The organism is uncultured Pelagibacterium sp., assembly GCF_963972885.1.
GTDB classification, from domain to species: domain Bacteria; phylum Pseudomonadota; class Alphaproteobacteria; order Rhizobiales; family Devosiaceae; genus Pelagibacterium; species Pelagibacterium nitratireducens.
This window is the reverse complement of the sequence record NZ_CAXAXY010000024.1, coordinates 16,888-34,473: the sequence shown is the minus strand read 5'-3', so window position 1 is coordinate 34,473 and position 17,586 is coordinate 16,888. Positions and strand designations below refer to the sequence as shown.

Here is a 17,586-nt window from a genome sequence, read left to right as displayed (position 1 = left end):
TGATATCGACAAGTGCGTTGATAGGACGCAGTCCCACGGCGCGCAGCCGCTCCTGCATCCATTGCGGGGAAGGGCCGTTTGTAACGTTTCGGATCAGGCGGCCGGCAAACATCTTGCAGATGTCGCCATCCACGCTCACCGCAATGGGCGATGCCCCAGCGCTTGCCGGAATTGGCCTGATGGCAGGGTCCTTGAAATCGCCCACGCCCGCTGCCGCCAGATCGCGTGCAATGCCGCGCACTCCGGCGCAGTCGCCCCGGTTCGGGGTCAGCCCGATATCGATGACCACCTCGTCGATCCCCGCATAATCGGGGTAGGGCACGCCAATCGGCGCGTCCTCGGGCAGCTCGATGATCCCGTCATGATCGTCGGACAGTTCCAGCTCGGCATTCGAGCACAGTATGCCGTTGGACACCTGTCCGCGGATATTGCCCTTGCCAATGGTGATGTCCTTGCCGGGGATATAGGTGCCCGCAAAGGCAAAGACCGATTTCATCCCCGTACGGGCATTGGGCGCCCCGCACACAACGTCGATCAACTCGCCTGTGCCCGCATCCACCTTGCACACCCGCAGCTTGTCGGCATTGGGGTGCTGCTCGGCCGAGACCACATGGGCCGTCACAAAGCTTCTCAGCGCCGCGCCGGTATCGGTCACCTCCTCGACCTCGAGACCCACCATGGTCAGCGTGTCGATGATTTCGGTATTGGGAGCGGTGGTCTCGAGGTGATCCTTGAGCCAGGACAGCGTGAACTTCATTTGTCTTCTACCTTAAAATCCTGCTCAAAAACTCAGCTCGACAATCCACCGAACAGCGTCGGCAGATCGAGCGGCCGAAACCCGTAATGGTCGATCCAGCGCTTGTCGGCGTCAAAGAACGCGCGCAGATCGGCCATTCCGTATTTGAGCATGGCGAGCCGGTCGATTCCCATGCCCCAGGCAAAGCCCTGATAGACATCGGGGTCCAGCCCGCCGGCTTCGATCACATTGGGATGCACCATGCCGCAGCCTAAAATTTCCAGCCAGTCATTGCCCTGCCCGATTTTCACCTCGTTGCCCGAGCGGTCGCATTGCACGTCCACTTCCATGGACGGCTCGGTAAAGGGGAAAAAGCTCGGACGAAACCGGGTCGTAACGCTCTCGACCTCGAAAAACGCTTTCAAGAACTCTTCGAGTACCCAGCGCAGCTGCCCGATATGGCTCTGCTTGTCGATGACCAGCCCCTCGACCTGATGAAACATCGGCGTGTGGGTCTGGTCGGAGTCGTTGCGATAGGTGCGGCCGGGAATGACGATGCGGATCGGGGGCTCGCTCTGTTCCATGGTGCGCACCTGCACCGGCGAGGTGTGGGTACGCAAAAGCTTGCGGTTCCCCTCGGCATCGGGCTCGAAAAAGAACGTATCGTGCATTTCGCGCGCCGGATGGCCCTCGGGAAAATTGAGCGCGGTGAAATTATAGTAATCGGTTTCGACGTCCGGCCCTTCGGCAATCGCAAAACCCATGTCCGAAAAGATCGCGGTGATCTCGTCGATCACCTGACTCACCGGGTGGACGCGTCCGATGGCGGTGGGGGCCGGACGCAGCGGCAAGGTCACGTCGAGCTTTTCGGTCTTGAGGCGCATCTCGAGCGCCGCCGCCGCCAGCGCCTCGCGCCTTGCCTCGATGGCAGCCCCGATTTCGGCTTTGAGCCCGTTGATCGCGGGGCCCTTCTCCTTGCGGTCCTCGGGGGTCATTTTTCCCAGCGTGGCAAGCAGCGCCGAGATCGACCCCTTCTTGCCCAGGCTTGAAACGCGCACCACTTCGAGCGCGGCTTCGTCCTGCGCCTCGGCGATGGCGGCATGGATCGATTGGCTGAGGTCGGCGATCTCGTCGGACATGATGTTCTCTAACATGGGAAACTTTTTACGCGGGCGAAGCGGTAGCAAACGAAAAAGCCTCACGCCACCCCAAAAGGGGCAGCGCAAGGCTTTCAAATTCGGCCTCAGCGGGCTGGAGCGTTGTCAGAAAGTGGGAACCGGTTTTTCGGTTCGACAACGCGATCCATAAAGGCTGGAGGAGTCGCAGATGCCTTTTAGGCGGAAATGCGCTCGTGTGTGGTCGCTTCGACGTCGCCCAGATAGGCGAGGGCTTCCTTGGCCTTGACAACCAGCGCTTCGAAAGCGGCCGGTTCGCGCACTGCCAGATCGGCAAGAACCTTGCGGTCCACGGCAACCTCAGCCTTGCTGAGGCCGTCGATAAATCGACCATAGGTCAACCCATGGCTGCGCACGGCGGCGTTGATGCGCTGGATCCACAGGGCGCGGAAATTGCGCTTTTTCTGCTTGCGGTCGCGATAGGCGTACTGACCGGCCTTCTCGACGGCCTGTACGGCGGAGCGGTAATTGGTGGACCGGCGACCGTAATAGCCTTTGGCGGCCTTGATCACCTTCTTGTGGCGGGCGTGGGCGGTAACGCCTCTTTTAACGCGGGACATATCTCAATTCCTCAAATCTGACGTGAACGCTCTAGCGGGCGGCCGCTTAGCGGTCGTACGGCATGTACTTCTTGACAATCCTGGCATCTGGCTCGGACATGACCGAGGTGCCGCGATTGGAGCGGATGTACTTGGCGTTGTGGCTGATAAGGCGGTGGCGCTTGCCGGCGGGGCCAGCCATGACCTTGCCGGTGGCAGTCACCTTGAAGCGCTTCTTGGCGCCAGACTTGGTCTTCATCTTGGGCATTTTGCGGGTCCTTTTTGATCTTGATGGATGCCCTGATGGTCCGGGCTTCCGCTTTCATGAACCGCCACGGCATGCCTTTTGGCCGGACGGTCCGTACAATAGAAACCTGCGGCGGACCCATTGGGCCAACCGGAGACGGCGCGTTATAGGGAGATTGGCCGCCGAGCGCAAGGGGGATATCTGCTCATGTCTGCGCCACTTTAACAGCTTCCAAAGTGAGCCCGTTTCGCTAAAGTCCCCCAATGATTGAAATCACCCGCCGCCGATTCCTCACCCTTTCCGCATCCGGCGGCGCCGCATTCGTTTTGGCCGCCTGTTCCTCGGGCGCCGTCATCATGACCACCGAGCGGGCCGCCCCTGTGTCCTCGGTCTCGATTGCCGAAGCCACCGAAAAGCTCAACGCCATGCGGGCCGAGCGCGACCTGCCCCTGCTCACCCACAACGCCACCCTGCAAAAAGTCGCCGAGGAACAGGCCCGCCTGATGGCCGAAAATTCGCTCGTGGCGCACACCGCCGCCCCCGAACAGACCCTTCACACCCGCCTGCGCCGCATGGGCTTTGGCGGTGGGGCAGGGGAAAACCTCGCCGGCGGCTCACCCAATCTCGACGCGACCATCGACGGCTGGCTCAAATCGCCCTCCCACCACAAGACCATGGTCAACCCCGATTACGTCCAGTTCGGCATCGCAATCGAGCGCGGCCCGGCCACGACGTATAACACCTACGGCACCTATTGGGCACTGCTCATGGGCGTCCGCTCCCCCGCCGGCCGTCCCTGATCGCCACGAAGCTTGCCCGTTCGGCATAATCGCGCGAAAGTCCGCCCAACCAGAATCGTAAAGGCGCGTCACCGCGCCCCGGGGAGCCCTAAATGCATCTCGTCCTCGTCGACGGCTCGTCCTTCATTTTCCGCGCCTATCACGCGCTGCCGCCTTTGACGCGCAAGTCCGATGGCCTGCCGGTCGGCGCGGTCTCGGGCTTTTGCAACATGCTCTATAAGCTCACCGAGGATCTAAAGGGCGAAAACGAGCCCACCCATTTCGCGGTGATCTTCGATTATTCCGGCAAGAGCTTCCGCAACGATCTTTACGATCAGTACAAGGCCCATCGCCCCGAAGCGCCCGAAGACCTGATCCCCCAGTTCCCGCTCACCCGCGCCGCCACCCGCGCCTTCTGCCTGCCCTCGATCGAGCAGGAAGGCTTCGAGGCCGACGACATCATCGCAACTTACGCCTGCCAGTTCCGCGACGCGGGCGGCAAGGTCACCATCGTCTCCTCCGACAAGGATCTGATGCAGCTTGTCGGCCCCAACGTCACCATGCTCGATACCATCGCCCGTCCCGGCCAGCCGCCCCTGCGCTGGATCGGCCCGGACGAGGTGGTCGCAAAATTCGGCGTCACCCCCGACAAGGTGGTCGACGTTCAGGCCCTGTGCGGCGATCCGGTCGATAACGTCCCCGGCATTCCCGGCATCGGCATCAAGACCGCCGCCCTGCTCATCAATGAATATGGCGACGTCGAAACCCTTCTGGCCCGCGCCTCCGAGATCAAGCAGCAAAAGCGCCGCGAATCGATCATCGAAAACGCCGAACTGGCCCGCATTTCCAAAAAGCTGGTCGCGCTCGATTGCAACACCCCGGTCGAACTCCCCTTCGACGCCCTGGCCCGCGAACCGCTTGAGGCCAAAACGCTGATCCCGTTCCTAAAGGCCATGGAGTTCACCTCCATCACCCGCCGCATCGCCGCGCTGCTCGAGGTCGACCCCGACGATTTCGAGCCCGATCCCGAACTGGCGGTCAAGGGCGCCTCGATCCCCGGCGCCGTCGATGTCTCCGATGGCCCGGCCCCCGCCTCGGGCGTGGCCGGCCCCGACGCCCACGCCGAAAAAGTGCTCGAAACCATCCGCGCCATCCCCTGCAATCTCGACGATTACGAGATCGTCCGCGACGAGACCGCCCTGGCCGCCTGGATCGCCGATATCATCGCCACCGGCCACGTCGCCGTCGATACCGAAACCACCGGGCTCGACAATCAGGCCGCCGATCTGGTCGGCATCTGCCTGTCCACGCGCCCCGGCAAGGCGTGCTATATCCCGCTCGGCCACACCACCGGCAATGACGACATGTTCGGCGGCGGCCGCGCCGAGGGCCAGATGGATATGCGCCTCGCCCTCGACATGCTGCGCCCGGTGCTGCAAGACCCGGCAATCCTGAAAATCGGCCAGAACGTCAAATACGACATGGGCATTTTTGCCCGCTATGCCATCACCATGGCCCCCATCGACGATACGCTCCTGATGAGTTACGCCCTCGATGGCGCGCGCAACAACGGCATGGATGCGCTCGCCCTGCGCTGGCTCGATCACACCTGCCTCAAATTCACCGATCTGGCCGGCACCGGCAAGAACCAGCTCACCTTCGACAAGCTCGAAATCGGGCCCGCCGCCAAATACGCCGCCGAAGACGCCGATATCACCCTGCGCCTCTGGCATATTTTAAAGCCCCGCCTCGTCGCCCAGGGCGTCACCACCGTTTATGAAACCCTCGATCGCCCATTGACCCCGGTCCTCGCCCGCATGGAAGCGCGCGGCGTTTCGGTCGATCGCCAGATCCTGTCGCGCCTCTCGGGCGATTTCGCCCAGCGCGCCGCCGCGTTAGAGGAAACCGCCCACGCGCTGGCCGGCGAAAAGTTCAATCTCGGCTCCCCCAAGCAATTGGGCGATATCCTGTTCGGCAAGATGGGGCTGGAAGGCGGCACCAAAACCAAGACCGGCGCCTGGGCCACCGGCGCCTCGGTGCTCGACGATCTGGCCGCCCAAGAGGTGCCGCTGGCCCAGACCATTCTCGATTGGCGCGGCGTCACCAAGCTGCGCTCGACCTACACCGACGCGCTGCCCACCTATATCAATGCGCGCACCAACCGCGTCCACACCTCCTACAATCAGGCCTCGGTCGCCACCGGGCGCCTTTCGTCCAACGAACCGAATTTGCAAAACATCCCCATCCGCACCGAGGATGGCCGCAAGATCCGCACAGCCTTCGTCGCCGCGCCGGGCAATCTTTTGATTTCCGCCGATTATTCCCAGATCGAGCTGCGCGTTCTCGCCCACATCGCCGATATCGATGCGCTAAAGGATGCCTTCGAGGAAGGTCTGGACATTCACGCCATGACGGCGTCCGAAATGTTTAACGTCCCCATCGAAGGCATGGACCCCATGGTCCGCCGCCGCGCCAAGGCGATCAATTTCGGCATCATCTACGGCATTTCCGCCTTTGGCCTCGCCAACCAGCTCGGCATTTCGCGTGGCGAGGCAGGGGAGTACATAAAGACCTATTTCGCCCGCTTCCCCGGCATTCAGGATTACATGGCCGAACAGCGCCGCATCGTCAAAGCGCAAGGCTACGTCTCGACCATTTTCGGCCGCAAGATCCCGTTCGAAAACGTCAACACCAAAAACCCGTCGGAACGCGCCTTCATCGAACGCGCCTCGATCAACGCCCCCATCCAGGGGAGCGCCGCCGATATCATCCGCCGCGCCATGATCCGCATGGAGCGCATTTTGACCGAGGAAAACGTGCCCGCCGATATGCTCCTGCAGGTCCACGACGAACTGATCTTCGAAGCCCCCGCCGACAAGGCCGAACAGGCCATCCCGATCATCAAGCGGGTGATGGAAGGCGCAGCCGAACCGGCGCTGAGATTGTCAGTGCCGTTGCAGGTGGATGCGAAAGCTGCGGAGAACTGGGAAGAGGCGCATTAGCTAAGGCGAATGTATGGAAACAATAGAATTTCCACAAATGGCTGCCGCTAACTCCAAATGAGGCTCAAGGGGCATGCCGTCTATTCGCGCTTTCGATGGAATGGACTTATTCGAGTACTCGTGGGTGACTCTCAGTTTGACCTGATGTTTATTACCCTGATCTCTGATCGAGCCTGCATTCAAGCGGACCATTGCGCCGCCTTTCGTGCCAAATGGAAGGGCTGCCGCGCAACTCTCCGCCTTCTTGTGGTCGTCACCAGCGAAAAACTCAAAATAAAAGGCAGATAGATATGTTTCGGGGCCGGTCTGCCCTCCGATTTCTCGCCGCAAGTAGAGAAAATCTGGATGAACGCCTACAATTTCTTCCCCGTTCCGTATGAGGAACTTTCTTTTGCAGTGCCTTACGACATGGTGATCATCTGGAATATTATTTAACTTCATGCAACTGTTCGAGAAAGTTTTTCGACTGTCTAGCAAAATGCACTAACGTGTATTCGCCAGCAGAGGCCTGTTGGCCGTCTGGCGAATTTATTCTGTGAGTCCATGAAACGGTGTCTGCGAACTTGGCAGTCATCTGACCAAATTCCCCAATCCATGCTACAAGGATGTCGCCGGAATCGGAAATTCCCAATGAGCACCAAGACGTATCACTCGTGAAGATCATCCATCGAAGAAATTGCTTATAAGACGTAACACTCGGCAGCTTGTCGCCCGGTTCCCAAGCGTCGTCGCTAAGTAGATAATCAAATTCATTAAAAAGCCGGTCTCTGACTGGCAACGGTAAATGCATGGCATATGTCGCGGTTGCGACCTTTAAATCGACTGCTGTGTCGAATAATTCCTCTTCGGTACTTTTCGTGCCGCTTACCGTCTTAACGTGCTGGATGTTCCCATGCGCTGAAGCGACGATCGAATTGTAAGGCTTGAGGTCAGCGTGCGCCAATGCTTCGCTCGCAAAGCCTGAGCTCGACTTTGGGGCGCTAGTTGGGCGTCCAGCGCCAGACGGCCAATTCTCTGTCCATGTGGGCGAAAGCTGGAAATTCCAGGATTTTCCGAGTCGTAGCGACGGTAGCGAGGTCATTTAAATAGAGCTCTCACTTTTTCAGTAATGGTGCTTTCGAATATATTGTTCTTAGCAGTGCGTAATTCGTTAACAGTCGACCAGAGTTTTTCTGATTTGCCAAGGTCAAGAGATTCGCAAAATGCATCAATGTCTAACATGAAGGATTGATGATCGATTAGGGCTGGCGTCGTTGATGCAATACGGTAGTTGACGGCATGTTTCGTCGCGTCCTCCGAAATTCTACCGGAGCTTTCGAACGTAAAGAGGTCTTGGATGCAGTTTGCCATTTGAGGAATAAAGCAAGAAAACAATACGTTTAGTTCTTTTCCTATAATTTCCTCATCAGGAACGTCTATTCGGTTAATATATCTGAGTCCTATTCGTTTCACAGAAAGGTGGCCAAGCAATTCAGTAAGTATTTTATAATTTTCCCGAGATTTTTTTTCAAATTCAGCCCAGCTAACATATGGAGCGAGCCGAATATTTGAAAATCCGTCCGGCCGAACAATGACTGCATCTGAGCCATTTGCGGCGTTCATTTGAAATCCGTGTGGTGTTGCTCTGGCGGCCGCGCGAGCATCTCTAACCTCGACCTCTATATTTAATCTGTCCTTAATTGCTGGAAAGCGCTTCTTTAGCTTGTCCCGCAACCTTTCCATCTCTCGCGCTGAGAGCGTGGAAACAAAGGAGAAGTCCAAGACCGCCTCAACGATTGGTGCTTTGCGGTAGGGGTTCATATTGGCAAGTTCACCAGAATTTCGTTCATTCACAGAACGATCACATATTTTTCAGCTTGGTGAATAAAATAGATCGGTATGAAATTCAATTGTGCAAGCAAAATTGCGAACCCATACTGTCTGTGAACCACTTCCTCACCGCCCAAGCCCCCATCTACGAAACCGCCCTCGCCGAACTCCGCGCCGGCCACAAGCGCACCCATTGGATGTGGTTCATCTTCCCGCAGATCGCCGGGCTGGGCATGAGCGCCATGAGCCAGCGCTACGCGCTCGGCTCTCTGGACGAAGCGCGCGCCTATCTCGCCCACGAAATCCTCGGCCCGCGCCTGCTCGACTGCACCCGCGCCGTCCTCGCCCATCCCGAAAAATCCGCCAACGCCATCTTCGGCGCCCCGGATGATCTCAAGTTCCGCTCGTCAATGACCCTTTTCGCCCACGCCGCCCCCGACCAGCCCGAATTCCGGCAGGCGCTGGACACGTTCTTTGACGGCAAGGACGATCCCGAAACCCTCAAGCGCATCTAATCGGGCAGGGCGCCGCCCCACCCTCCAATGTCACCCATCGCAATCGGGCAGCCCTCACGCCCCCGATTGCTCCGCCATCCCTTCCACGGTATCCATGGCGCCCTTATCGTCCCCCAGCGTTCTGACCACCGAAAACGATCCGTCGGTTTCCAGCACCACGGCCTCGACATCGCCCAGCGATCCCGCGCCGCTCGCCCGCATGGCCGCCAGAATTTCCTCGCGCGTCACCCGCTCGCGCTTGAGGTGCCGGTCCAGATACCGCCCCTTGAAATACAAAAGGCTCGGCTCGGCCTTCACGAACCCCTGCACGGCGTCCGATCGCACCGAGAGGAACGTCACCCCATATTGCAGCGCGCATAAAAGGACGAACGCCAACAGCCCTTCCGAGAGCGAAACGTCCTGGCTGAGCAGCGCCGAAGACAGGGTCGACCCCAGCGCCACGGTGATCACCAGGTCAAACGCGTTCATTTTCGAAAGCGTGCGCTTGCCCGTGGCCCGCAGGATGATGACCAGCCCCACATAGGACAGCACCCCGATCACCACCAGCCGCACCAGATCGTCCCATCCATCAAAAAACATCACCGCCTCCTTGTGCCTGTCTTCGCCAATGCCGACCGGCCCCTCCCGTTCCCTCCGCTCCTGCCCCCACCCGCGCTGCCCCGGCGCACGTCAAGGCCCATGTACCTCTCCTCACGCACCGGAGGGGCGGCAAGGCTGCTGGGTCCCCGATCAGGTCCGGGACAGCGATGGGGAGGGTCACGCTCTCGGCTCCATCACCAAACATTCAGTCCACCCCTGGGCGTCATCCTCGGGCTTGACCGTGCTCTCGTTTCCCACCCCACCGTTTGTCTTGCCCCCACCGTGGCCCTCGGTCCTACCCCGCGCGGCTCCATCCTCACCGCTTACCCCACCCCCATCGTCATCCTCGGGCTTGACCCGGGGATCCGCGAGGCTTCTTCCAGCGCAGCAGGAGTGGGGCGCGCCGCCCTCTCAAGGTTCCTCAACCCTTTCCGGCTCCCCGATGCAGCAGGTTCCCGGCCCCAGGATGACGTCCAGACGGAGAGGAGAGGCGGGTGGGACAAACTTATCCCCGGGTTCTCCCCTTGCCCCATACTCGCTCTCACGAACCCGGTTGATGGACGAAAGCGCGACGAACGTTTGGCGGGTTTGGCTCTGGTTCGGCGGGAGTCGTCCTGCCGGAGGCGAGCGTTCCACTTCCGCGAGGCTGGCTTTAGTTCGGCCCGCAACACCGACAGGGACGAACGTGTCCCTGAGCGAGGGAACGTACAGCCCAAAACCCGGAGCGCATGGGGCGATGGACGCTTCATATACAAAAAATACAGTGCGGAGCGTTCATCGCCCCATGCCGTTCATCCCATCAAAAACCGAGGCAATATCGCCGTCGGGGGACTTGGCATGCGCGGGCGAAGGTCTCATCCTGCGCACCATGTCCAATCTTATCGGTCCCCGGATGATCTCCATCGAACCCCTCACGCCAGACGCCTTCGCCCTCTATGGCACCGCGCTCGGTTTCGCCGCCCGCCACACCCCCGACACCGGCTTTTTCTCCCCCGCCTCCGATTTCTGGCACGAGCACGGCTTTGCCTCCGGCGAGGCGGAAACCGAAATCCTCTGGGTGGTCTATCGCAGCCCCGATCCCGCCATTGCCCGGCTCGAAGCCCACACGGCAACCCAACAGGCCCTCATTCCCCTCACCGGCACCATCGTCCACATCGTCGCCCGCTCCGCCCCCGACGGCACGCCCGACCCGCAAACGCTAAAGGCCTTCGCCATCGCCCCGGGGCAGGGGGTCGTCATGGCTCAAAACTGCTGGCACGCCACCCGCGTTCTTGCCGGCGATGTCACCTGCGCCATGCTCACCCGCGCTTCGACCACAAAAGACCTCGTCGGCCACCTTAAGACCGGCGCCCCGCTCACCGAAAGCCGCTATGCCGATATCGTCCCATCGATCGAAATCGGACAAAACCGATAAATCCAATTGATCGGGATCGATCAAAAACTAAAATTCGACTCATCGCCCATCAAGGCGCTTAACTGAACCCATCAGATCTGGTGATCGCTTCGCCGCGCACCGCAGACGGGAACAGCCCTTGATGGATGATGCCGCCACCCTCCAGCGTTTCGATACCGGCGCCGCCCTGCGCGCCGCCTGCCGCGCCGGATTGTGGGATCGTCCGACCTCCGGGCTGGCGCAGGGCTTCCAGCAGGGCAATATCGTCATCCTGCCCCGCGCCCTGGCCGATGATTTCCTGCGCTATTGCACCCGCAACCCCAAGCCCGCCCCCATTCTCGGCGTCTCCGAACCCGGCGACCCTTCTCTCCCCACCCTCGGCGCCGATATCGACATCCGCACCGACGTCCCCCGCTACCGCGTCTTCCGCGACGGTGAACCCGCCGAAGCCCTCACCGACCTCAACGCCCTCTGGCGCGATGATTTCGTGACCTTCGTTCTTGGCTGCTCGTTTTCCTTCGAAACCGCCCTCCTGCGCGCCGCCATCCCCGTCCGCCATATCGACGCCGGCCGCAACGTGCCCATGTATCGCACCAACATCCAGACCGAGCGTGCCGGCCCCTTCGGCGGTCCCATGGTCGTCTCCATGCGCCCCTTCACCCCGGCCGACGCCATCCGCGCCATCGTCCTCTCGTCCTATCTGCCGCAAGCCCACGGCGCCCCCGTCCACCTCGGCGACGCTGCAGCCATCGGCATCTCCGACATTACGGCCCCCGATTTCGGCGATGCCCCCGATATCCATGATGGCGACGTCCCGGTCTTCTGGGCCTGCGGCGTCACCCCCCAATCGGCCATCCGCCATGCAAGGCCGCCCATCGCCATAACCCACGAACCCGGGCACATGCTCGTCACCGATCTCAGGGCCGATATCGGCTGAGACCGGACATGCAAAAAGACCGCACAAGCGGCATGATCAACCAACGCAAAGGGAACTGAAATGAAAGCGCTAAGACCTCTCCTCCTCGCCTCCATCGCCCTGGCCCCCGCCGCGGCCCTCGCCCAGGACCTGCCTGAAACCACCCTCAACGTGGTCGGCAGCTGGTCCAACCTGCCGCTCTACCAGCAGTTCGAGCGCAGCTTCTGGGAAGAAACCGTCCCCGAGGCCTCGGGCGGAGCGATTACCGTCAACATGACCACCTTCGATCAGATGGGCGTTGCCGGCGCCGACGTCTTCCGCATGCTCGGCGATGGCGTGTTCGAGATCGGCATGACGGTTGGCGATTACACAGTCGCCGATGCCCCCGAGCTTGAAGGCCTCGATGTCCCCCTCATCGCCACCGATGCCGAAACGGCCTACGCCATGACCGAAGCGGCCAAGCCCATGGTTGCCGAGATCATGGAAACCCGCTTCAATTCCCACATGCTCGCCATCGCCCCCTATCCCCCGCAGATCGTCTTCTGCAACGCCGAGATCAGTGGTCTTGCCGATCTTGAAGGCAAAAAGATCCGTGGCTCTGGCCGCATGACGTCGCTGTTCCTCGAAGCACTGGGCGCCGAAGGCATCACCATGGCGTTTTCCGAAGTCCCCGGCGCGCTCGAACGCGGCGTCATCGATTGCGCGGTTACCGGTGCGGGTTCGGGCTATGCCTCGGGCTGGTACGAATCATCGACACATCTGGTCAATCTCCCGCTCGGCGGCTGGGACCCGGTCATCACCGCTGTCAATCTCGACGCCTGGAATGCGCTCGACCCCGCCGTCCAGACTTTTCTTGAAGACCAGATCGCAACCGAATTCGAAGAACCCGCCTGGGCCGACGCCGGTGGCGCACTCGACCGCGATATCGCCTGCCTCACCGGCGGCGAATGTGAAGCGGGCGCACCTGCGTCCATGACGCTGGTCGAGCTCTCCGAAGAGGACAAGGCGCAGGCGCTGGCCGTCCTCGAGGATTCGATCCTCCCCGATTGGGCCGAACGCGCCGGCAGCGATTGGGCCACCCGCTGGAACGAGACAGTGGGCGCAGCCCTCAACGTCTCGATCGCCCAGTAAATCGCGAAAAGGGGCGACAAAAATGCCAGACAACGGATCCATGCCAGCCAGGGTGATGCGCCTGGCAGCACTGATGAAAACCCTCAACCGCAGTATCGCGTTGATCTGCGGTGTGGTCCTGCTGGTTGCTGTCGCCCTCATTCTTCTCGAGGTGCTTGGCCGGCGCATATCGCTGTTCAGGATCGGCGGCGCCGATGAGCTTTCCGGCTATGTGATGGCCGGCATTGCCACCTGGGGCTTTGCCTACGCCCTGGTCGAGCGCGCCCATGTGCGCATCGACCTCGTCTATGCCAAGCTGCCCGCCCCCGGGCGGGCGGCTTTCGATATCCTTGCGCTGGCCAGCGTCCTGTTCGTTGCCGCGTTGGTCTCGTTTTATGCCTATGACGTTCTTGCCAAATCGATCGCCCGCGGTTCGCGCTCCAACACACCGTTGGCCATCGAGTTGTGGATACCCCAGATCGTCTGGTTTGCCGGCTGGGCCTGGCTCACCATCACGTCGGCCACGCTGCTCGGTTGCACGCTGATACTTACCCTCGGGCGTCAATGGGGCCTTATCAACGATCTTTCGGGCATCGTGTCCGAGACGGGAGAGGCTTCATGATCTGGTACGTCGCCATCGGCCTTGCCGTCCTTCTCGCGCTGTCCATTCCCGTCGGTGCGGCCCTGTTCCTTCTCGGTTTCGGCCTCGATGCCTTCTTTGCGCCCCTGCCGCTCATTCGCGGTCTGGGCCAGATGGTTTATTCCTCGTCCGACAGCTTCCTTTTGATCGCCATCCCACTCTTTGTCCTGCTGGGCGAAATCCTTGTGCGCGCCGGCATTGCCGAGCGCACCTATGCAACCCTCGATGCCTGGTTTTCCTGGCTGCCCGGCGGGCTGGTCCACGCCAATATCGGCACCGCGACAATGTTTTCGGCAACATCGGGCTCTTCGGTCGCGACCGCGGCGACAGTGGCAACGGTCGCCATGCCGCAGGCCAAAAAGCAGGGTTATGACCAGCGGCTCTTTGCCGGAGCCATCGCCGCGGGTGGTGCGCTGGGCATCCTGCTGCCGCCCTCGATCAATCTGATCGTTTACGGCTTTCTTACCCAGACCTCGGTGCCCCAATTGTTCATGGCCGGCATCGTCCCCGGCCTGCTCATGGCCCTCGGCTTTATGGCCATCACCGCCATCATCTGCTCGATCAGGCCCGATCTCGGTGGCCCCAGCCGGCATTTTACGTGGCGTGAACGGCTCGCCGGCCTGCCCCATCTCATTCCGGTGCTCCTGGTCTTCGCCGTCATTATCGGCTCGATCTATACCGGCTGGGCCACACCCACCGAAGCCGCCGCCGTCGGCGTCGCCATGGCCATGGTCATCGCCGCGTTCTATGGCGCCTTGACCATCGAAAACATGCGCGAGGCGCTGCTGGGCACCATCCGCACCACCTCCATGGTCATGTTTGTGATCGTAGGCGCCTATTTCCTGAACTACGCGCTCGGCGCCACCGGGCTCGGCCGCCAGCTCACCACCTTCCTCGAAGGCATGGGCCTCGGCCCATACGGCATGCTGCTGGTCATTATTCTGATGTACATCGTCCTGGGCTTTTTCATCGAAACCCTGGCGCTGATGATCGCAACCATCCCCATTGTCGTGCCGATCATCGTGGAGATGGGGTTCGACAAGGTCTGGTTCGGCATCCTTTTGATCGTCCTGATCGAAATGGCGCTGATTACGCCCCCTGTCGGTCTCAACCTTTACGTCGTGCAGGGCGCCCGCAAGGAGGGGCGGCTGGGCGACGTCATGGTCGGCGCCATCCCGTTTGTTTTTGTCATGCTGGTGATGATCGCTCTGCTCGTTGCGTTCCCCGCCATCGCTCTTGTCTTCGCTCCGGCCTGATCGGCCGCCGATTTTCCAAAGGCGCAATAATGCCCAATACATTGACCTTCGCCGTGGCCGGCGCAGAACCTGTCACCATCACAATAGAACGCGCCATCATTGCCGGCTGGACGGGCCGCAACACCGATGCCGTCAATCACCATATTGCAGAACTGGAAGCCATCGGCGTTCCCCCGCCCAGCGCCGTGCCGCTGTTCTACCGCGTCGCTGCAGGCCTGGTCACCACCGACGAGGCAATGGAAACTGTCGATGCAACCGGTTCGGGCGAAGCCGAGCCGCTGGTGATCGATGACGGAAAAAAGCTCTATCTCGGGCTTGGCTCCGACCACACCGACCGCCAGCTCGAAACCCACTCGGTGGCTCTCTCCAAGCAGATCTGCGCCAAGCCCACGGCCCCCGCACTGTGGGCTTTTGACGAAGTTGTTTCCCACCTCGACCAAATCGCCATCCGATCTTTCATCCGCGACGATGAAAACGCGGCCTGGATCCCCTATCAGGAGGGCACGCTGGCTTCCATCCGCCCGCTCATCGAATTGATCGATGCCTCGCCCTCTGCCGCATCCCCGTCGCGGTTGGAGCCCGGCACCGCCATGATGTGCGGCACCTTCGCGGTCCTTTCCGGCGGCGTGCGCCCGGCCCGGTTTTTCCGCATGGAAATGACTGATCCCGTGCTGGGCCGCACCATCGAACACTGCTACGAAACAAGGACCCTGCCCGTTATTTCGTAGGAAGCCCGCCATGATCGACATCTCACCGCTCCGCAGCAATTCTGGTGGCATCACCTTCCGCGCCGAGGATCGCGCCCGCCGCGCCATAGACACGGCCATGAACGTGGAGCCGTCAGTCCTGCAAACCATCTTCACCCGGTTCGATGCTGATCGGATCATGTCTGAAGCCAGGGCGCTCGATGGCGACGCCGAGCGCAGGGCAGGGCTTCTGGCCGGCATCATGGTGTCGATCAAGGATCTCTTCGACGAAAAAGGGCAGGTGACCTCGGCCGGCTCAACCATTCTCGCCGATGGCGAACCGGCCAGCCGCGATGCCATCGCCGTCGAGCGCCTGCGGGCTGCCGGGGCCGTCGGATGCGGACGCACCGCCATGTCGGAATTTGCCTATTCGGGCGTCGGCCTCAACCCGCACTTTGGCAATCCGGGAAATATCTTCGATCCTGCCCGGATTTCCGGCGGCTCAACCTCTGGCGGTGCATTATCGGTTGCCCTGGGCATCGCCGATGTCGCACTGGGATCGGACACCGGCGGATCGGTTCGTATTCCCGCAGCGCTCAACGGATTGTGCGGCTTTAAGCCCAGCCAGTCCGCGGTGCCGCTCGATGGTGCGTTCCCGCTGTCCCAGAGCTATGACAGCATTGGCCCGCTGGCCATAACGATCAAACAATGCAGCGCGGCACATGCCATCCTTTCCGCCACTGTTGCATCGCCACAAAACGGCGAAAATCCGCGCATCGGCGTGGCAAACGGCATTCTGACTGAAGGGCTCGACACTCAGGTCGCCGCCGATTTTCAGCGCGCCATAGAGCGGCTTTCCGCCGCCCGACTTATCCTTTCCGATATCGAGCTGCCCATGCTCGAGGGCTTCGGAAACGTCAACCGCATCATCGTTGCTTCGGAAGCGCATCGCATTCATGCCGACCATCTGGCTCGCATGGAAACCGAGGGCGATCCCCACGTCCTGCGCCGCATCCGCGCCGCCGAAAGTTTCGCGCCCAACGATGAGGCAGATGCTCGCGCTCAAAGGGCAGCTGCTATCGCCGCGTTTTCGGCGCAGGCGGAAAATTACGATGTGTTCATCGCACCAACGCTGCCGACGGTCGCGCCGTTGATTGCCGATGTGGAGGCCGATTTCGACCGCCTCAACGGCCTGATGCTGCGCAATCCCTCGGCCATCAATTTCCTCGATGGGTGCGCTGCCACGGTGCCCATGCACGCCGGCCAGCCCCTCGCCACCGGCCTGATGATTTTTGCGCCCGGCGGGGATGACTGGACGGTTCTGAACATCGCTGAACACATCCAGACCCTCCTGGCATCATGACAGATTGGGGCCTTTGGGCCGAGTTCTTCATCCGGGCGACAGCAACCGGCTTTGTGGTTGTCTTCATCGCCTGGTCTGCTGCCCGGCTCGGACCGGCCATTGGCGGGGTTTTGGCTGGCTTGCCCATCGTTCTGGCGCCGGGCTTTTTCTTTCTCGTGCGCGATCAACACCCGCTCTTCGTCTCCGACATGGCCGCCGGGACGCTCTTTTCGATGATTGCCACCCAGGGCTTTCTGTTCGCCTATCTCTGGTCGGCGCGTACAGTCGGCCCGCTCGGCGCAACCATTTTGGCCATCGCCGCCTGGTGTGTCTTCGCCGTGCCGCTCTCGCTTGTGCCCCACCATCTCGTGCTGGGTGCCCTGATCTTTGTCGCCGCAACCGTTTTCGCCCGGCTGGTCGGCAAAAATCTTGTTCTCCCGCTTGCCCCTGTTGCAACGCCGACGCGCTGGCCCGCCCTGGTCGTCCGTGGCGTTGCCGCCGGCATTCTCGTGGGTGTTGTAACGCTGCTCTCGCCTGCGCTCGGCCCGGCGCTGGCGGGTGCGCTTCTGGGCTTTCCCATCGGCTTTTGCGTGATCCTGCTCTCGCTCAATCTCGATCACGGCAGCACCATGGCTGGTCGCACGGCCTTTGCCGGTCTCTTGGGCGTCGCAAGCCTGGCAACCTTTAGCGGCGTGCTGTCGGCCACGCTGCTGGTGCTGCCGCCATGGCCCGCCTATCTTTCCGCGCTTGCAGCATCGCTGGTGCTGACCGCTGTGATGACGCAACTGACCCGCCAGCTTGCACTGGGTGCCCGGTTCCGCGCATTGTGAACCCCAGCTGCGAGTTCAAGAAACGGGATGCC

The 17,586-nt window shown here is 61.1% G+C and carries 19 protein-coding genes; 11 read left to right on the top strand and 8 right to left on the bottom strand.

Annotated features, from left to right (window positions below; translation table 11 throughout):
* The 4 genes from ytpR to rpmI all read right to left on the bottom strand — a co-directional run.
* Window positions 1–757, bottom strand: a 757-nt coding sequence (gene ytpR, locus AACZ55_RS06325; RefSeq protein WP_339644305.1) for a YtpR family tRNA-binding protein, incomplete at its 3' end; no start/stop codon positions are given.
* Window positions 758–789: 32 nt separating this feature from the next.
* Window positions 790–1,875: a phenylalanine--tRNA ligase subunit alpha gene (gene pheS, locus AACZ55_RS06320; RefSeq protein ID WP_338608125.1), complete on the bottom strand. Its 1,086-nt coding sequence runs from the start codon at window positions 1,873–1,875 to the stop codon at window positions 790–792.
* Window positions 1,876–2,069: 194 nt separating this feature from the next.
* Entirely contained in the window at window positions 2,070–2,471 is a 402-nt protein-coding gene (gene rplT / locus AACZ55_RS06315) for a 50S ribosomal protein L20 (protein ID WP_338608124.1), read from the bottom strand.
* Between the two features lie 46 nt (window positions 2,472–2,517).
* A complete protein-coding gene (gene rpmI, locus AACZ55_RS06310) occupies window positions 2,518–2,718 on the bottom strand; it encodes a 50S ribosomal protein L35 (protein WP_338608123.1) in 201 nt (66 codons plus the stop codon).
* A gap of 242 nt (window positions 2,719–2,960) precedes the next feature.
* Between rpmI and AACZ55_RS06305 the strand changes: the two genes are divergently transcribed.
* Window positions 2,961–3,497 (top strand): CAP domain-containing protein, encoded by a 537-nt coding sequence (locus AACZ55_RS06305; RefSeq protein ID WP_339644300.1) that lies wholly within the window; start codon window positions 2,961–2,963, stop codon window positions 3,495–3,497.
* A gap of 92 nt (window positions 3,498–3,589) precedes the next feature.
* Window positions 3,590–6,478, top strand: a complete 2,889-nt coding sequence (polA, locus tag AACZ55_RS06300) for a DNA polymerase I (RefSeq protein WP_339644297.1) — start codon at window positions 3,590–3,592, stop codon at window positions 6,476–6,478.
* Here the strand turns inward: polA and AACZ55_RS06295 are convergent, their stop codons facing one another.
* From AACZ55_RS06295 to AACZ55_RS06285, 3 genes are all read right to left on the bottom strand, one after another.
* Window positions 6,479–6,919: a hypothetical protein gene (locus AACZ55_RS06295; RefSeq protein WP_339644294.1), complete on the bottom strand. Its 441-nt coding sequence runs from the start codon at window positions 6,917–6,919 to the stop codon at window positions 6,479–6,481.
* Window positions 6,906–7,421, bottom strand: coding sequence for a hypothetical protein (locus AACZ55_RS06290; protein ID WP_339644292.1), 516 nt, complete (start codon window positions 7,419–7,421; stop codon window positions 6,906–6,908). Before AACZ55_RS06290 ends, AACZ55_RS06295 begins: the two co-directional genes overlap by 14 nt.
* A gap of 134 nt (window positions 7,422–7,555) precedes the next feature.
* Entirely contained in the window at window positions 7,556–8,311 is a 756-nt protein-coding gene (locus tag AACZ55_RS06285; RefSeq protein ID WP_339644290.1) for a TIGR04255 family protein, read from the bottom strand.
* Window positions 8,312–8,400: 89 nt separating this feature from the next.
* On the opposite strand from AACZ55_RS06285, the gene AACZ55_RS06280 reads away from it, so the two are divergent.
* The gene (locus tag AACZ55_RS06280) at window positions 8,401–8,802 is read left to right on the top strand and encodes a DUF1810 domain-containing protein (protein ID WP_339644287.1); all 402 of its coding nucleotides are present in this window, start codon (window positions 8,401–8,403) and stop codon (window positions 8,800–8,802) included.
* 54 nt (window positions 8,803–8,856) lie between these two features.
* Here AACZ55_RS06280 and AACZ55_RS06275 read toward each other — a convergent pair whose 3' ends face one another.
* The gene (locus AACZ55_RS06275; RefSeq protein ID WP_339644284.1) at window positions 8,857–9,381 is read right to left on the bottom strand and encodes a YetF domain-containing protein; all 525 of its coding nucleotides are present in this window, start codon (window positions 9,379–9,381) and stop codon (window positions 8,857–8,859) included.
* An 868-nt stretch (window positions 9,382–10,249) separates the two neighbouring features.
* Between AACZ55_RS06275 and AACZ55_RS06270 the strand changes: the two genes are divergently transcribed.
* The 8 genes from AACZ55_RS06270 to AACZ55_RS06235 all read left to right on the top strand — a co-directional run bounded on the left by AACZ55_RS06270 (window position 10,250) and on the right by AACZ55_RS06235 (window position 17,554).
* The gene (locus AACZ55_RS06270; RefSeq protein ID WP_339644281.1) at window positions 10,250–10,795 is read left to right on the top strand and encodes an ureidoglycolate lyase; all 546 of its coding nucleotides are present in this window, start codon (window positions 10,250–10,252) and stop codon (window positions 10,793–10,795) included.
* 121 nt (window positions 10,796–10,916) lie between these two features.
* Entirely contained in the window at window positions 10,917–11,711 is a 795-nt protein-coding gene (locus AACZ55_RS06265) for a putative hydro-lyase (RefSeq protein WP_339644278.1), read from the top strand.
* Between the two features lie 60 nt (window positions 11,712–11,771).
* The gene (locus AACZ55_RS06260) at window positions 11,772–12,821 is read left to right on the top strand and encodes a TRAP transporter substrate-binding protein (protein WP_339644275.1); all 1,050 of its coding nucleotides are present in this window, start codon (window positions 11,772–11,774) and stop codon (window positions 12,819–12,821) included.
* 22 nt (window positions 12,822–12,843) lie between these two features.
* Window positions 12,844–13,422, top strand: a complete 579-nt coding sequence (locus AACZ55_RS06255) for a TRAP transporter small permease (RefSeq protein ID WP_338608113.1) — start codon at window positions 12,844–12,846, stop codon at window positions 13,420–13,422.
* Window positions 13,419–14,696 (top strand): TRAP transporter large permease, encoded by a 1,278-nt coding sequence (locus AACZ55_RS06250; RefSeq protein WP_339644271.1) that lies wholly within the window; start codon window positions 13,419–13,421, stop codon window positions 14,694–14,696. Before AACZ55_RS06255 ends, AACZ55_RS06250 begins: the two co-directional genes overlap by 4 nt.
* A gap of 29 nt (window positions 14,697–14,725) precedes the next feature.
* The gene (locus AACZ55_RS06245; RefSeq protein ID WP_339644268.1) at window positions 14,726–15,424 is read left to right on the top strand and encodes a DUF2848 domain-containing protein; all 699 of its coding nucleotides are present in this window, start codon (window positions 14,726–14,728) and stop codon (window positions 15,422–15,424) included.
* Window positions 15,425–15,434: 10 nt separating this feature from the next.
* Window positions 15,435–16,745, top strand: a complete 1,311-nt coding sequence (locus AACZ55_RS06240; protein WP_339644266.1) for an amidase family protein — start codon at window positions 15,435–15,437, stop codon at window positions 16,743–16,745.
* Window positions 16,742–17,554, top strand: coding sequence for a hypothetical protein (locus tag AACZ55_RS06235; protein WP_339644263.1), 813 nt, complete (start codon window positions 16,742–16,744; stop codon window positions 17,552–17,554). Before AACZ55_RS06240 ends, AACZ55_RS06235 begins: the two co-directional genes overlap by 4 nt.
* Window positions 17,555–17,586: the final 32 nt, after the last annotated feature.

Excerpts from the sequence above, each read along its gene's own strand:
- AACZ55_RS06235 (WP_339644263.1), top strand. The coding sequence starts at position 16,742 with ATGACAGATTGGGGCCTTTGGGCCGAGTTCTTCATCCGGGCGACAGCA.
- AACZ55_RS06270 (WP_339644281.1), top strand. The coding sequence starts at position 10,250 with ATGTCCAATCTTATCGGTCCCCGGATGATCTCCATCGAACCCCTCACG.
- AACZ55_RS06240 (WP_339644266.1), top strand. The coding sequence starts at position 15,435 with ATGATCGACATCTCACCGCTCCGCAGCAATTCTGGTGGCATCACCTTC.
- AACZ55_RS06305 (WP_339644300.1), top strand. The coding sequence starts at position 2,961 with ATGATTGAAATCACCCGCCGCCGATTCCTCACCCTTTCCGCATCCGGC.
- AACZ55_RS06265 (WP_339644278.1), top strand. The coding sequence starts at position 10,917 with ATGGATGATGCCGCCACCCTCCAGCGTTTCGATACCGGCGCCGCCCTG.
- AACZ55_RS06260 (WP_339644275.1), top strand. The coding sequence starts at position 11,772 with ATGAAAGCGCTAAGACCTCTCCTCCTCGCCTCCATCGCCCTGGCCCCC.
- AACZ55_RS06295 (WP_339644294.1), bottom strand. The coding sequence starts at position 6,919 with ATGAAGTTAAATAATATTCCAGATGATCACCATGTCGTAAGGCACTGC.
- AACZ55_RS06275 (WP_339644284.1), bottom strand. The coding sequence starts at position 9,381 with ATGTTTTTTGATGGATGGGACGATCTGGTGCGGCTGGTGGTGATCGGG.
- AACZ55_RS06245 (WP_339644268.1), top strand. The coding sequence starts at position 14,726 with ATGCCCAATACATTGACCTTCGCCGTGGCCGGCGCAGAACCTGTCACC.
- rpmI (WP_338608123.1), bottom strand. The coding sequence starts at position 2,718 with ATGCCCAAGATGAAGACCAAGTCTGGCGCCAAGAAGCGCTTCAAGGTG.
- polA (WP_339644297.1), top strand. The coding sequence starts at position 3,590 with ATGCATCTCGTCCTCGTCGACGGCTCGTCCTTCATTTTCCGCGCCTAT.
- AACZ55_RS06250 (WP_339644271.1), top strand. The coding sequence starts at position 13,419 with ATGATCTGGTACGTCGCCATCGGCCTTGCCGTCCTTCTCGCGCTGTCC.
- rplT (WP_338608124.1), bottom strand. The coding sequence starts at position 2,471 with ATGTCCCGCGTTAAAAGAGGCGTTACCGCCCACGCCCGCCACAAGAAG.
- AACZ55_RS06255 (WP_338608113.1), top strand. The coding sequence starts at position 12,844 with ATGCCAGACAACGGATCCATGCCAGCCAGGGTGATGCGCCTGGCAGCA.
- pheS (WP_338608125.1), bottom strand. The coding sequence starts at position 1,875 with ATGTCCGACGAGATCGCCGACCTCAGCCAATCGATCCATGCCGCCATC.